At 69.5% G+C, this 14112-nt stretch carries 11 protein-coding genes; 4 read left to right on the top strand and 7 right to left on the bottom strand.

The features are described from left to right. Positions 1 to 164: 164 nt before the first annotated feature. Entirely contained in the window at positions 165 to 1964 is a 1800-nt protein-coding gene (locus tag ABEA43_RS03650) for an alkyl/aryl-sulfatase (RefSeq protein WP_345558580.1), read from the top strand. A gap of 65 nt (positions 1965 to 2029) precedes the next feature. Here ABEA43_RS03650 and ABEA43_RS03645 read toward each other — a convergent pair whose 3' ends face one another. Continuing rightward, positions 2030 to 2539 carry a hypothetical protein gene (locus tag ABEA43_RS03645; protein ID WP_345558578.1) on the bottom strand — a complete coding sequence of 170 codons (510 nt, stop codon included), beginning with the start codon at positions 2537 to 2539 and terminating at the stop codon, positions 2030 to 2032. A 65-nt stretch (positions 2540 to 2604) separates the two neighbouring features. Further along, on the bottom strand, positions 2605 to 4011 hold the full coding sequence (locus ABEA43_RS03640) for a purine-cytosine permease family protein (protein WP_345558576.1): 1407 nt from the start codon (positions 4009 to 4011) through the stop codon (positions 2605 to 2607). Between the two features lie 423 nt (positions 4012 to 4434). On the opposite strand from ABEA43_RS03640, the gene ABEA43_RS03635 reads away from it, so the two are divergent. After that, on the top strand, positions 4435 to 5889 hold the full coding sequence (locus ABEA43_RS03635) for an MFS transporter (RefSeq protein WP_345558574.1): 1455 nt from the start codon (positions 4435 to 4437) through the stop codon (positions 5887 to 5889). 33 nt (positions 5890 to 5922) lie between these two features. Here ABEA43_RS03635 and ABEA43_RS03630 read toward each other — a convergent pair whose 3' ends face one another. Then, positions 5923 to 6903, bottom strand: coding sequence for an NAD-dependent epimerase/dehydratase family protein (locus ABEA43_RS03630; protein ID WP_345558572.1), 981 nt, complete (start codon positions 6901 to 6903; stop codon positions 5923 to 5925). Positions 6904 to 7111: 208 nt separating this feature from the next. On the opposite strand from ABEA43_RS03630, the gene ABEA43_RS03625 reads away from it, so the two are divergent. Further along, positions 7112 to 8488 carry a sensor histidine kinase gene (locus ABEA43_RS03625; RefSeq protein ID WP_345558570.1) on the top strand — a complete coding sequence of 459 codons (1377 nt, stop codon included), beginning with the start codon at positions 7112 to 7114 and terminating at the stop codon, positions 8486 to 8488. A gap of 291 nt (positions 8489 to 8779) precedes the next feature. Here ABEA43_RS03625 and ABEA43_RS03620 read toward each other — a convergent pair whose 3' ends face one another. After that, positions 8780 to 10561 (bottom strand): bifunctional metallophosphatase/5'-nucleotidase, encoded by a 1782-nt coding sequence (locus tag ABEA43_RS03620; RefSeq protein ID WP_345558568.1) that lies wholly within the window; start codon positions 10559 to 10561, stop codon positions 8780 to 8782. A gap of 108 nt (positions 10562 to 10669) precedes the next feature. On the opposite strand from ABEA43_RS03620, the gene mshD reads away from it, so the two are divergent. Continuing rightward, positions 10670 to 11590, top strand: coding sequence for a mycothiol synthase (mshD, locus tag ABEA43_RS03615; RefSeq protein WP_345558566.1), 921 nt, complete (start codon positions 10670 to 10672; stop codon positions 11588 to 11590). A 10-nt stretch (positions 11591 to 11600) separates the two neighbouring features. Here the strand turns inward: mshD and ABEA43_RS03610 are convergent, their stop codons facing one another. The 3 genes from ABEA43_RS03610 to dcd all read right to left on the bottom strand — a co-directional run bounded on the left by ABEA43_RS03610 (position 11601) and on the right by dcd (position 14095). Then, positions 11601 to 12605 carry an inorganic phosphate transporter gene (locus ABEA43_RS03610; RefSeq protein WP_345558564.1) on the bottom strand — a complete coding sequence of 335 codons (1005 nt, stop codon included), beginning with the start codon at positions 12603 to 12605 and terminating at the stop codon, positions 11601 to 11603. A 7-nt stretch (positions 12606 to 12612) separates the two neighbouring features. Then, positions 12613 to 13230 carry a DUF47 domain-containing protein gene (locus tag ABEA43_RS03605; protein WP_106243913.1) on the bottom strand — a complete coding sequence of 206 codons (618 nt, stop codon included), beginning with the start codon at positions 13228 to 13230 and terminating at the stop codon, positions 12613 to 12615. A 289-nt stretch (positions 13231 to 13519) separates the two neighbouring features. Further along, positions 13520 to 14095, bottom strand: coding sequence for a dCTP deaminase (gene dcd, locus ABEA43_RS03600; RefSeq protein WP_345558562.1), 576 nt, complete (start codon positions 14093 to 14095; stop codon positions 13520 to 13522). Between the last annotated feature and the right edge of the window lie 17 nt (positions 14096 to 14112).

Genomic DNA, 14112 nt, shown 5'->3' with positions numbered 1-14112 from the left:
GCTTAGCGACCTCGTGCCGGACCGCACGAGAGCGACCCGGCGGCACGCGGTCTGTGGCGAGCCGCGGACACCTGCCTGTGGCTCCTGTCCCTATTGCCCGAGATTCATGCTAATAGGGGCGTTTATTGAGCTACCTGGCTCGGATCCAGGGCATGCGGCTATGCATGGCAGACCTTCCATTTCACGACAAGGGCGACTTCGACGACGCAGACCGCGGTTTCATCGCGAAACTCAGCCCCGCCGTGATCAAAACGACGGACGGCAGGGTCATCTGGGACAACGACTCTTACGCGTTCCTTCAGGAAGAATGTCCGGAGACCGCCCACCCGAGCCTCTGGCGGCAGAGCCAGCTGTGCGCCAGACAAGGTCTGTACGAGGTCACCGACGGCGTCTACCAGGTACGCGGCCTGGACCTGTCGAACATGACCCTGGTCGAAGGCGCCACAGGCGTGATCGTGATCGACCCGCTGATCTCCACCGAGTGCGCCGCCGCCGCGCTGAAGCTCTATCGCGACCACCGCGGCGACCGCCCGGTCACCGCCGTCATCTACACGCATTCGCACTCCGACCACTTCGGCGGCGTACGCGGCGTCACCGACGGAAACGTGCCGATCCTGGCCCCCGGCGGGTTCATGGACCACGCGGTGTCCGAGAACGTCTACGCGGGCCCCGCGATGACCCGCCGCGCCGTCTACCTCTACGGCCCCGCCCTGTCGCGCTCGCCCGAGGGCCAGATCGGCTGCGGGCTCGGCCTGACCGTCTCGACGGGGAGCATGTCGCTCATCCCGCCCACGGTCGAAATCGTGCGTACGGGCCACGAGGAGCGGATCGACGGTGTCAGCGTCGTCTTCCAGCCCACGCCGGGCACCGAGGCCCCCGCCGAGATGAACATCCTCTTCCCCGCCCACCGCGCCCTCTGCCTGGCCGAGAACGCCACCCACAACCAGCACAACCTCCTCAGCCTGCGCGGCGCCGAGGTGCGCGACGCGCGCGTCTGGGCGCGCTACCTGACCGAGGCCGTGGCCCTGTTCGCCGACCGGGCCGACGTCGCCTTCGCCTCGCATCACTGGCCCACCTGGGGCCGCGACGCGATCGTGCGCTTCCTGGAGCAGCAGCGGGACATGTACGCCTACCTGCACGACCAGACGCTGCGGCTGATCAACAAAGGGCTGACTGCGGCCGAGATCGCCGAGGCCGTCCACATGCCGCCCGAGCTGGAGCAGTCCTGGCACACGCACGGCTACCACGGCTCCGTCAGCCACAACGTCAAGGCCATCTACCAGCGCTACCTGGGCTGGTTCGACGGCAATCCGGCGCATCTGTGGGAGCACCCGCCGAGGGAGAGCGCGATCCGCTACGTGGAGTGCCTGGGGGGCGGCTCGGCGGTGGTCGCGTTCGCCAGGCGCTACATCGACGAGAACGACCTGCGTTTCGCCGCCCAGCTCCTCAACCAGGCCGTGTTCGCCGACGAGGGCAACAAGGAGGCCAGGGACCTGCTCGCCGAGGTCTACACGCGGCTCGGCCACGGGGCGGAGAACGCGACGTGGCGCAACTTCTACCTGATGGGGGCGCTGGAGCTGACCGACGGCATCGTGCCCGCGACCATGGAGGCCACCGCGCTGGACCTGTTCGCGGCGCTGAGCGTGGAGCAGATCTTCGACTCGATCGCCATCCGCGTGAACGGCCCGCGCGCCTGGCACGAGCGCCTGTCCATCGACTGGCACCTCACGGATCTGGGGCGCCGGCACCGCACGCTGCTGTCCAACGGCGCGCTGATCCAGCAGCCGGATCCGCAGGACGAGCTCGCCGACCTCACCCTGCGGCTGACGAAGGCGCAGCTCGTGGGGCTGCTGGCGGGCAAGGGGGTGGAGGGGGTGGAACGCGAGGGCGACACGACGGTGCTGCAGCGCCTGGTCGCCGTCCTCGACCGCCCGGTCCCCGACTTCGCCATCGTCACCGCCTGACGGTCACGCGCGCTTGCCTGCCACGCGCCTGACGGTCACGCGCCTGCCTGCCACGTGCCTGGCCGTTACGGCTTGAGAGGCTGGGGCCGTGCCTTCTCTTCAGGGCGCCGTTCCTGGATCTCGGCATGCAGTGCCCGGCAGGCGAGGGCCAGCAACACCACCACCACGGCCGCGACACCCGGCCCGACCACCAGCGGGAGCGTCAGCTCGCCCGCATGCCAGGCCGCCATCAGGATCGCCGCCGAGGTCAGCGCCCCCACCCCGAACATCGCCCCCCACAACGGCAGCACATCCAGGTACGCGAACAGCAACGGAAAGGCCAGCCACACGAACGGCGCGCCCGCCACGGCCAGCACCGCCCACCCCGCCGTCACCAGCCCGAGCCACCCCGGTCTCGCCCCCGGCCACCAGCGCTCGACCGGCGCGCCCGCCGCATAGAGCAGGCCGAGCAGCACGCCCCCGGCCGCCTGCGCCCCGCCGTCCTCGCGCAGTACGGTGAGCACCGCGATCACGAGCAGCCCGCCGCCGGTGACGTGCACCGCCCAGCGCAGCAGTCGCAACGGAATGTCCATCATCAATGACCAACAGTAACCACAGAGTTGAGGTGCCGTCCAAAACAACCGTTCCGGCCCGCCGTTCCTCAGACGACCCTGCGCCGGGTCACGCTCGTGATCGCGAAGTACAGCAGCCCCGCCAGCACGAGCGCGATGACCACCCCGATGTTCGCCATCCCGAACGTGCCCGCCTTGACCTCGTCGCTCATCAGGAACCCGACGACCTTGGCGATGTTCGGGTCGGACGAGGTGATCAGCCCGAGTCCCACGACCGAGGCCACGACCAGCGACACCAGCCCCGCCAGGTTGAGCGCGGGCGCGCCGGCCCGCAGCAGCCGCTCGTCGTAAGCGGCGCCGCCCGCGCGCAGCCGCCACATGTCCACCAGGAAGATCGCCACCCAGGCGGCCATCACCACGCCGGCGATCGCCAGGAACGCCTGGAAGGTCCCGAGGAAACTGGTGGAGACGAACAGCAGGTAGTAGCCGCCGAGCACCATGAGCACCCCGTCGATCAGCACCGCGTAGTGCCGCCTGACCGGCACGCCGAGCGCCAGCATCGACAGCCCCGACGAGTAGATGTCCATGATCGCTCCCGCCAGGAAGCCGCCGATGGCGGTCAGCAGGTACGGCAGCAGGAACCAGGTGGGCAACGCCCCCGCCAGCGCCGCCACCGGATCGACGCTCGCGACCGCGGCCAGCTTGGGGTCACCGCCCGCCAGCAGCACCCCGAACACGAGCAGCACCATGGGCGGCAACGCGCCCCCGAGCATCGTCCACAGCGCCACCGACCGGGGGCGGGAGCTCGACGGCAGGTAGCGGGAGTAGTCGGCGCCGCAGTTGACCCAGCCGAGGCCGAGCAGGGTCATGGCGAAGATGATCCCGCCGGCCCAGCCGCCCGGCCCCGCCGTGCTCTCCAGCGACACGCCGAGCTTCGGCGCCATCAGCACCAGGTAGACGACCGTCAGGACGACGAAGACGTACGTCAGGTAGCGCTGCACCGCCATGATCATGGCGTGCCCGTACACGCCTACGACGATCACCACGACGGCGGCGACGGCGAAGCAGAGCGCGGTGGCCGTCGTGGCCGGGACGCCGGGGGCGAGACGCGCCAGGATCGCCTTGCCGCTCTGCGCGGAGAGGGTGACGAGCACGATCTCCCAGCCGACGTTCGAGATGTAGCTGAACGCCGTGGGCAGCTTGTTGCCGTGGTAGCCGAACGGCGCCCGGCCCAGCGTCATGGTGGGCACGCCCGAGCGCGCGCCGCCGATCGCGACCAGGCCGACCAGCAGGAACGACAGGGCGTACCCGATGGCTCCGGTGATGATCGCGGGCAGGACGCCCAGGCCGAGACCGACGATGTAGACGCCGAAGGCGATGCCGAACAAGGACAGGTTCGAGCCTGCCCACGGCCAGAAGAGGTCCCGCGGCCGGCCGCGCCGCTCGGCTTCTGGGACCGCGTTGATGCCGTTCTGCTCGACGGCCATCGTGTCCATGATCGGACGTTACCCGGCATCCGCAAAGAAACGAACCTCTACCCCCAGAACGCACCCAACCAGTACGCCTCCTCCAGCCCCTCGGACCTCTTCGGCCCCTCGGACCCGTTCCACCCCTTCGGACAGTTCGGCCCTGGCGACTCCTTCGGACGCCCGCCCCTCTGGCCCGCTCTCTTCGGTCTCGCACTCTCCGGCGCTGGCCCGTCCGCCCGCCTCCGGCCCTCACCCTCTTCGGATGCTCCGCCCGCCTTCGGCTCCGCTCGGCCCAACCCCCTTTGGCTCTCCGCCTTCCCCCCTTCAGTCGGTTGCTGGGGCGGCAAAGAAATGCTTGGTGGGTGATATTTCGCGACCTGGTGGGAATCATGTGCCTCATGCGGTAGCCGGTACCGTCTTCTGCTGCCGTAGGGCGGAGAGGTTGCCGTGATGGTGGCGTCCGGGGTCGACACCCGCAAGCGCGCGCTGGCCGTGTGCCTGGCGGCGGCATTCATGTCCGGACTGGACGTGAGCATCGTCAACGTCGCGCTGCCGTCGATCCGCGAGGGGCTGCACGCCACCGAGGACGGCTTGCAGTGGATCCTGTCCGGCTACGCGCTCACGTTCGGCCTGCTGCTGGTCCCTGCCGGGCGGCTGGGGGACGCGCGGAGCCGGCGGACGCTCTTCATGTGGGGCGTGGTGCTGTTCACGGTGTCCAGCGCGGCGTGCGGGTTCGCCTGGGACATGAACGTGCTCATCGTCTCCAGGCTCGTCCAGGGCCTGGCGGCCGGGATGGTGAACCCCCAGGTCTCGGGGCTGATCCAGCAGATGTTCCGTGGACAGGAGCGGGGCCGGGCGTTCGGCGCGCTCGGGGCCACCATCGGAGTGTCCACGGCGGCCGGGCCGCTGATCGGCGGCGCGCTGGTCACCGCGTTCGGGCACGAGCAGGGGTGGCGCTGGGTGTTCCTGGTGAACGTGCCGATCGGCATCGTGCTCCTGCCCCTGGCCAGGAAGTTCCTGCCCGCACCGCAGCCGGCCCCGGCGAGCATGGAGGAGGGCGTCCCACCGGGTACGGAGTCGCGTGGGAAGCGGCGGCGGGAGAGTCTGGACCCGGTGGGCGTGCTGCTGCTCGGCATAGGTGTGGCGGGCCTGCTGCTGCCGTTCATCCAGCGGCACCAGTGGGAGGGGGATACCAAGTGGCTGCTCATTCCGGCGGCGCTGGTGGTGCTGGCCGGGTTCGTGACGTGGGAGCGGTTTTACTGGCGTGAGCCGCTGGTGGACCTCGCGCTGTTCCGCAAGCGGTCGTACAGCCTGGGGTCGATCATCGCGCTCTTCTACTTCGCCGGTTTCACGGGAATCTTTTTCATCTTCACGCTTTACCTGCAGAGCGGGCACCAGTACAGCGCGCTGATGGCCGGGCTGTCGATCACTCCGTTCGCGCTGGGCTCGGCGTCGGCTTCGGTGGTCGGCGGGCGGCTCGTCGCCCGCGCCGGGCGGCGGCTGGTGGCGTTCGGGCTCGCCACGGTGATCGTGGGGCTCCTGGCGACGATGGCGGCGACCGCGCTGGTGCCCGGGGAGATGGTGGGCCTGGCGACCGCGCTGCCGCTGCTGATCGCGGGTGTGGGCAGCGGCCTCGTGATCTCGCCCAACCAGGCCATCACGCTGTCCGAGGTGCCGCCGGAGGGCGGGGGCAGCGCGGCGGGGGTGCTGCAGACGGGGCAGCGGCTGGGGGCGGCCATCGGGATCGCGGCGACGGGCTCGACGTTCTTCGGCGCGCTGGGGCAGGGCTGGGCCACGGCGTTCCGGCACGGGCTGCTCGTGGTGCTGACGTCTGTGCTCATCGCCCTGGTCGCCGCCGTCTACGACCTCATCCGCACCTATCGCACCACCCCCAACAGCCAGTAGCCAAAGCCCAGCCCCCCGGTGAAAGAAGACGACTCAGGAGTTCAGCAGGGCGGCTTCCACCGCGGGGTCGAGGCCGACCGCGGGGCGGTCGGGGCGCATGGGGGCCTGGCCGCCGATGGCGCGCAGCCACGCCCACGTGTCGTCCACCGTCTCCGCCACCGGACGGCACCGCAGCCCAGCCGCCACCGCCTTGGACACATCACTCCCGTGCATGAAGTCGTAGTCCTCGCCCACCAGCCAGATCGGCAGGTTGATCCACGGCGTCACCCCCGCGGCGAGGATCTTCTCCGCCGCCACCCAGCGCAGCTCGGCGTCCGACCCGGTCGCCCGTACGCACGCTTCGAGCAGCTCCCGCATCGTGGTGAACCCGTGCGGGCTCACCACGTCATACGCCCCGCCGAGCCCCTGCTCGGCCGCCCGCAGGCACCACGTGGCCAGGTCGCGCGCGTCGATGTACTGGAGCCCGAGCTCACCCGGCGCGGGAGCCAGCACGGGGCCGCCCCGGGCGATCCTGGTCAGCCACCAGGGCAGCCGGCCGATGTTCTCGTAGGGCCCGAGGATCAGCCCGGCCCTGGCCAGCAGGGCCCGCTCGCCGAAGGCCGCCACCGCGCCCAGCTCGGCCCCCGCCTTGTTCTTGGCATAGTCGCCGTCGCCGTCATCGGCCGACGCCGCCACCACGGGCGCGCTCTCGTCCGCCCCGAACGGCACCGGGCCGGCGTAGACCGACCGGCTGGACACGTAGACATAGCTTCCGGCCCGGTCCGCCAGCAAGGCGGCGGTGTCCCTGACCGCGGACGGCGCCCACGACCAGGTGTCGACCACCACGTCCCACTCGCCCCGCTCCAGCGCCGCCAGCCCGCCGGGCGCCGACCGGTCGCCGCGCAGCGCCGTGACCCCTTCGGCCGGCTCGTGCCGGCCCCGGTTGAACGTCGTCACCTTCCAGCCCAGCGTCAGCGCCTCCAGCGTGAACGCCCGACCCACGAACTCTGTGCCACCCAGCACCAAGACCCTCATGGCATCCCACCTTGGCCGCCCGAGCTCGTGAGCGGAAGCCATGCACGCCCTCAGCGGAATCGCCCGGAGCGAACTCGCCGATGCCGTGCACGAAGAGTGACCATCGGCAGGCGCTGCTTCTCTTGTATGAGCAGTTCAGAAGCCATCATGTTGCAAATCCTGGCTGCGGGTAAGTGTCACTGATAGTGATGACGGGGGAGGGGATGCGGTGCTGCATAGGCTCTTTCCTCGCTCGATCCGGGCGCGCCTGACCACGATCGCGACCCTGGTGGCGGCGATCGTCTTCACCGCGACGTCCCTGCTCACGCTGGCCACCGTGCCCGGCAACCTGCGCGGAGTGGTCGAGAACAGGGTGGAGCTCGCCGTGCGGCGGGTCGCCAGCGACGCACGTACGGGAGAGCTGCCCAAGGTGCTGGTGCCGCCGCCACGCGTCCAGCTCCTCCAGGTGGTCTCGGCGGACGGCAAGATGATCGCGGCCAGTCCCAGCCTCAGGGACGGGCCGCGGATGACGCCGTTCCCGGTGCCCGACCTCGAACGGGTCTACACCGCCGAGCGCAGGCTGACCAGGAAGGGGACCGAGACCGGGGTCCACTACCTCGTCATGGGCCTGAGGGTGAACACACCGGACGGCCCGGCCACGATCTACGGCGCGTCGGCGCTGACCGACGTGGACGGGGCGCTCAGGTGGATCTACCTTCTGCTGTTCCTCGGCGCCCCGCTCGTCCTGGTGCTCGTGGCGGGCCTCTCGTGGGCGGTGGTCGGGTTCGCCCTGCGCCCGGTCGAACGCATTCGCGCGGAGATGGCCGAGATCACCGGCCAGGACCTGAGCAGGCGCGTACCCGTGCCGGACACCGGCGACGAGATCACCTACCTGGCCGCCACCACGAACCACACCCTCGACCGCCTCGAACGCTCCGCCGAGACCCAGCGCCGCTTCGTCGCCGACGCCTCGCACGAGCTGCGCAGCCCCATCTCGGCCCTGCGCGCCCAGCTGGAGGTGGCCAACGCCTACCCGGACGAGGCGGACTGGCCGGCCACGGGCAAGCGCGCCCTGGCCGCCGCCGAGCGCCTGACGAGCATCATCGACGAGCTGCTGATGCTGGCCAAACTCGACGCGGGCGCGATGCCAGAACGCCGCGTGGTGGACATGTGCCGGCTTGCCGAGGATCAGGTACGCCGCCGCGCGGGCGGCAGGGTGCCCATCCACCTCGACCAGTGCGGCACGGCCCCGGTGCTCGGCTCGCAGGTGCAGCTCGACCGCCTCCTCACGAACCTCCTGGACAACGCCTCCAGGCACGCCGCCACCAGGATCGATCTGAGGGTGGCGACGGAGGGCGGCCGGGTGATCATGACGGTGGCCGACGACGGGGACGGCATCCCGCCGCATGACAGGGAACGGGTCTTCGAACGGTTCACCCGGCTGCAGAACGCGCGGGCCAAGGACAAGGGCGGCAGCGGCCTCGGCCTGCCCCTGTCCAGGGAGATCGCCATGGCCCACTGCGGCACCCTCTCGGTCGCCGAGCACACGCCGGGGGCCTGCCTCGTATGCGTCCTGCCCGTGCACGACCAGCCGGCGGGGGCGTGAGTCCGGCGGCCCAGGGGTCGGGCCGGTAACCGGCCCACGTCGCGCCGTGACGGCGGCGGGCCCTGTGCGGGTCAGCGCGCGTCTCCCTGGAGGCCCTCAGCCCTGTGCGGCGGGCGGCGTGCCGCCGGCTCCGCCGTACAGGATGGGGGGTTTGAAGGTGTACGGCGGGAGTGTCCCGCCGCCGGGATGAGATGTACGGCCGGAGTGTCCCGCCGCGCGGGATGAGGCGCACGGCGGGGGCATCCCAGTCAGGGCTGTGCGGCGGGACGCGCCCGCCGTACAGGAAGGCGGTCAGCCCACCGCGGTGATGCGGTTCGTGGCGGGCGGGGCGATCGGGTTGTTCTTGCCCAGATGCTCGACGAACGCGTCGATGTCCAGTGGCCCGCTCCACAAGTCGGTCCCGTCCCTGAAGGCCAGGAACGCGTCACCACCGCCCACCAGGAAGTTGTTCGCCGCGACCCGGATGGACTGCGTGTCCGTCACCGCGACCCCGTCGATCTTCATGTCCGACACCTTGGAGCCCCAGGCGGCGGTCCTGTTGTAGGTGTAGGTGAAGTTCGCGGAGGGCTGCAGGATCTTGGTGAACGCCTGGTTGTTCGGCCCGCCGGTGAACTGCTGCTCCAGCACCGTCTTGAGCTGCGCGCCGGTCAGCGTGACGGCCTGCATGAGGTTGTTGAACGGCTGCACCGTGAACGCCTCGCCGTACGTCACGACGCCGTCGCCCTCGTTCACCGGCGAGGTCGCGTACGACAGCGACGCCCGCACCCCGCCCGGGTTCATCAGCGCGATCTGGGCGTTGCCGCCCGTCTTCGTGGCGGCGAGCTGGGAGTCGGCGATGAAGTTGCCGAGCGCCGACTCGCCGGAGGGCGCGGCCACGTTCGTGATGTCGGCGGAGATGGTGCCGACGGCCTTGTTGGCGACCGGCGCGACGCGGTCCTTCCACGTCTGCACGAAAGCCGAAATTTCGGGATCGGCGGCGACCGTGCGGGTCACGACGTGGTTGTCCGCCACGACCGAAGCGCGGTCGATGTCGCGCGACTTGACGTTCACGTTCAGATCGACCTGCGTGATGACACGCCCGAACGACCCGCCCTGCGAGTACACCCGGTCGTTGCCCGCCGGGTCCTTGACCTTGCACATGTACGCCTGGTGCGAGTGGCCGCTGAGGATCAGGTCGACCTCGGCGTCCACCTGCGTGGCGATGCGGTTGCCCGCCCCGGGGATGGCGCTGCACGCGTCGGGCGACTGGCCCGCGGTCACCTGGTCACCCTCGTGCACCAGCACGACCTGGGCCTTCACCCCCACCAGCTTGAGCAGCTTGGAGGCCACGTTCGCCGCCTTGACCTCGTCCACGAACTTGAGGTCCTTGATCCCCTCGCTCGTGACGATGCTCGGCGTGGTCTGCGTGACGAGGCCGATGAAGCCGATGGGCACGCCGTTCATCCACTTGATGCTGACCGGCGGCAGCGCGGGCACGCCCCAGTCGCTCAGCAGCTGCTTGACCTGCGGCTGCTGACCGAGCGCGGCGAGGGCGTCGGTCTTCTCGTCGCGGTTCTTGAACAGGACGTTCGCCCCGACATAGTCGAACTGCGCGCCCTTCCACGTGCCCGCGGGCGAGCAGCCGTCCACCGGGTGGCAGCCGCCCTTCATGATCCGCCGGAGCTCCGCGTAGCCCTCGTCGAACTCGTGGTTGCCCACCGCGGCCACCTTGAGCCCCAGCTTGCCCAGGAACTCGACCGACGGTTCGTCGTGGTAGGCCGCCGAGATCAGCGGCGTCGCCCCGATGAGGTCGCCCTGGGCGACGGCGATGGTGTTCTTGTCGGCGAGGGCCTTCATGTGAGTGGCGACGTACGCCGCGCCACCGGCGTCGACGGTGTTGCCGTTCTCGTCCACCATGCGGCCGGAGGATCCGGTCGGCGGTTCGAGGTTGCCGTGGAAGTCATTGAGAGCGAGCAGCCGGACGGGAACCGTCTTGGGGGCCTTGCTCGCGTCCGCCGGAAGGGTGGCGAGCAGGACCGCACCCGAGGCGACGGCTCCGGCCAGCGCCAGCCGGAGGAGGGAACGAGACGTCATGGCCCAAGACGTTACGGTGGGAATCTATGCAGCCCATGTCGCAAAGGTAACGATTTGCCGGGCTGTCACATGGCGTTATTTGCCAGTCATGCGCCTAGAGTTCGTTCTGTGAGCGCGCGCGTGCAGATCAGGCAACAGCTCGATGACCAAGAGATCGCCGAGGTGCTCGGCCTGGTGGGCGCGGCCACGGAGGCCGACGGCGTCCGCCCGCTCAACGAACATGTGATGCTCCACCTGCGTTACGGCGGCGATCCGCAGGCCCGCTCCCTGCTGCTGCAGGACGGCGGCACGCTGCTGGGCTACGCCCACGTCGATCCCACCGACGAGGTCGAGGGACCCAGCGTGGAGCTCGTCATCCACCCCGCCCACCGGCGTCGGGGCAACGGCGCGCGCCTGCTCCAGGCGGTGATCGAGCTGACCGGCGGCCGGCTCCGGCTGTGGGCCCACGGTGGCCAGGTGGGAGCGGGGGCGCTGGCGGTCGCGTTCGGCTTCGAGCGCGTACGCTCCCTGTGGCAGATGCGCCGCTCCCTCTTCGCCCCGCTCACGGCCTACGACCTGCCGGCCGGCATCACTCTGCGGACGTTCGTGCCCGGCCAGGACGAGGAGGCCTGGCTCAAGGTCAACGCGGCGGCCTTCGCCCACCACCCCGAGCAGGGGGCCTGGACGATGGACGATCTGCTGCGGCGCGAGCAGGAGCCCTGGTTCGACCCGGAGGGCTTCTTCCTGGCCTTCCACGACGACCGGCTCGTCGGCTTCCACTGGACGAAGATCCACGGCTCCTCCGACCACGGCCACGAGCCCCTGGGCGAGGTGTACGTGGTCGGCGTCGACCCCGGCCGGCAGGGCACCGGCCTGGGCAAGGCGCTCACCCTGGCCGGCCTCTGCCACCTGCGCTCGCGTGGCCTCGCCCAGGCGATGCTGTACGTGGACGAGGCCAACACGGCGGCGATCAGGGTGTACGAGGCCCTCGGCTTCAACCGATGGGACGTGGACGTGATGTACGCGAGCGGACAGGAAGCCGCTGAATGAGGGCGGCGGCCTACTCGATGATCGCGTGGAGGATGAAGTAGGAGACTGCGGCCACCAGGGCGGCGGCCGGGATGGTCAGGATCCAGGCGGTCACGATGTTCCCCGCGACGCCCCACCGCACGGCGCTGAGCCGCTTGGTGGCGCCCACACCCATGATCGCCGAGGTGATCGTGTGCGTGGTGGAGATGGGCGCCCCGAAGCCGATGGCCGCCGCGTACAGCACGGTCGCCGCCGCCGACTCCGCCGCGAACCCTTGCGGGGGGTCGAGTGCGATGATCCGCCGGCCCAGCGTGCGCATGATGCGCCAGCCACCGGCGTACGTGCCGAGCGAGATCGCCCCGGCGGCGGACAGGATGACCCACTGAGGGATGGGATCGCCCTGAGTGGCATAGCCGCCGACGGTGAGCGCCAGGAAGATGACGCCCATCGTCTTCTGCGCGTCCTGCAGCCCGTGCCCCAGCGCCATGGCGGCGGCGGAGACGGTCTGCGCGTAGCGGAAGCCCCGGTTGGTCTTGCCCGGCTGGCTGTTGCGGAAGATCCAATATATTGCGATCATGATCGCGGCGGCCAGCGTGAACCCGATCAGCGGCGACAAGATCATCGGGATGACGACCTTCTCGAAGACTCCGTCCCAGTGCACGATGCTGGCGGAAGCCAGCGCGGCGCCCACCAGGCCGCCGATGAGGGCGTGGCTGGAGGATGACGGCAGGCCGAAATACCAGGTGATCAGGTTCCAGGCGATCGCGCCGATGAGCGCCGAGGCCACGATGACCAGGCCGTGTGAGCCGTTCGGAGCGTCGATGATGCCCTTGCCGACCGTCTGTGCGACCTGGGTCCCCAGGTGGGCGCCGATGAAGTTCATGGCCGCGGCCATGAACAACGCGGCCCTGGGGGTGAGGGCCCTGGTCGAGACGGAGGTCGCGATGGCGTTCGCCGCGTCGTGGAACCCGTTGGTGTAGTCGAAGGCCAGAGCGATGACGACCACGCCGATGACGAGGGCGAGCGTGAGGTCCACCTAAGGCCTAGCTTTCCTTGACCGCGATCGACTCGACGGTGTTGGCCACATGCTCGAAGGCGTCGGCGGCCTCTTCGAGAGCGTCGACGACCTCCTTCATCTTCATGACGGTGAGTGCGTCGTACTCGCCGCTGAACAGCTTGGCCAGCAGCCTCCGGTAGACCTGGTCGCCCTGGTTCTCCAGGCGGTTGACCTCGATCCAGTACTCGTTGAGGTTCTTCATCGAACGCAGCCGCGGCATGGCCTCGGCGGTGAGCTCGGCGGCCCGCTCAAGCACCTCGACCTGTCGGACGACGTCCTTGGGCAGGTGGTCGATCTGATACAGCACGATGAGGTCGGAAGCGGCCTCCATGGCGTCCATCACGTCGTCGAGGTTCGAGGCGAGACGGTAGATGTCCTCGCGGTCGAACGGAGTGATGAAGCTCTCGTTGAGCCGGTTCATGATCGCATGGGTGCGTTCGTCCCCGGCGTGCTCGCAAGCGCGCATCTTCTCGGCCAGGGCCTCCCTGTCCGATCCGTCGCTGATGATCTCTACCAGCAGGCGGGATGCGGTGACCAGGTTGTTCGCCGAGTCGGCGAACAGGTCGTAGTAGCTGTCCTCACGTGGCGTGAGACGCAGGCGCACGTCGTTCTCCAGATGTGCGGGGATGGTCCGTGGAAGAGAGTACGGGTTACCAGGCGAAATGCGAACTTCATGTCCCCTTCTCCTTCTGGCTACCCTACGTATGTTGTACGAACCCGGGGGGCTGGTAGTTTGAGCGCCTTTTTGCTGGGAACCCCTTACCGGCCAGGGCTCGCGCCTATCGGTGAGCCTCACGGTGTGTCGTCGTGAGACGACCCGTTCCGTCCGATTACGACGTTGGCGGACTGTTTTGCATCCCGAAATTCATCTGGCTCTCACAGCTCGCACGACCTTAGATCTTGGTCCGGTGGAAGCTCTGGAACGACCGGGACGGCGTCGGCCCCCGCTGTCCCTGGTAGCGGGACCCGTACTTGTCCGACCCGTACGGATGCTCGGCGGGCGTGCTGAGCCGGAACACGCACAGCTGCCCGATCTTCATCCCGGGCCAGAGCTTGATCGGCAGCGTGGCCACGTTCGACAGCTCCAGCGTGACGTGCCCGCTGAACCCCGGATCGATGAACCCCGCCGTCGAATGCGTCAGCAGCCCCAGCCGCCCGAGCGAGCTCTTCCCCTCCAGCCGGGACGCGAGATCGTCCGGCAGGGTGATGACCTCGTAGGTGGAGGCCAGCACGAACTCCCCCGGATGCAGGATGAACGGCTCCTCCCCATCGGGCTCGACCAGCCGCGTAAGGTCCGGCTGCTCCACGGCTGGGTCGATGTGCGGGTACCGATGGTTCTCGAAGACCCGAAAAAACCGGTCAAGCCGTACGTCGATGCTGGAGGGTTGGATCATCTCCTCGTGGAAGGGGTCGAGCGCGAGCCGGCCGGAATCGATCTCGGCGAGGATGTCACGGTCAGATAGCAACACGGTGAGCAACCTACCGC

This window comes from Nonomuraea rosea, assembly GCF_039539705.1.
GTDB lineage: Bacteria > Actinomycetota > Actinomycetes > Streptosporangiales > Streptosporangiaceae > Nonomuraea > Nonomuraea rosea.
This window is presented reverse-complemented; position numbering and strand designations above follow the sequence as displayed.

What these genes read in the sequence shown, in the direction of transcription:
- ABEA43_RS03630 (WP_345558572.1), bottom strand. Translation starts at nt 6,903, where the DNA reads ATGAGGGTCTTGGTGCTGGGTGGCACAGAGTTCGTGGGTCGGGCGTTC.
- ABEA43_RS03635 (WP_345558574.1), top strand. Translation starts at nt 4,435, where the DNA reads ATGGTGGCGTCCGGGGTCGACACCCGCAAGCGCGCGCTGGCCGTGTGC.
- ABEA43_RS03620 (WP_345558568.1), bottom strand. Translation starts at nt 10,561, where the DNA reads ATGACGTCTCGTTCCCTCCTCCGGCTGGCGCTGGCCGGAGCCGTCGCC.
- ABEA43_RS03650 (WP_345558580.1), top strand. Translation starts at nt 165, where the DNA reads ATGGCAGACCTTCCATTTCACGACAAGGGCGACTTCGACGACGCAGAC.
- ABEA43_RS03640 (WP_345558576.1), bottom strand. Translation starts at nt 4,011, where the DNA reads ATGGACACGATGGCCGTCGAGCAGAACGGCATCAACGCGGTCCCAGAA.
- ABEA43_RS03645 (WP_345558578.1), bottom strand. Translation starts at nt 2,539, where the DNA reads ATGATGGACATTCCGTTGCGACTGCTGCGCTGGGCGGTGCACGTCACC.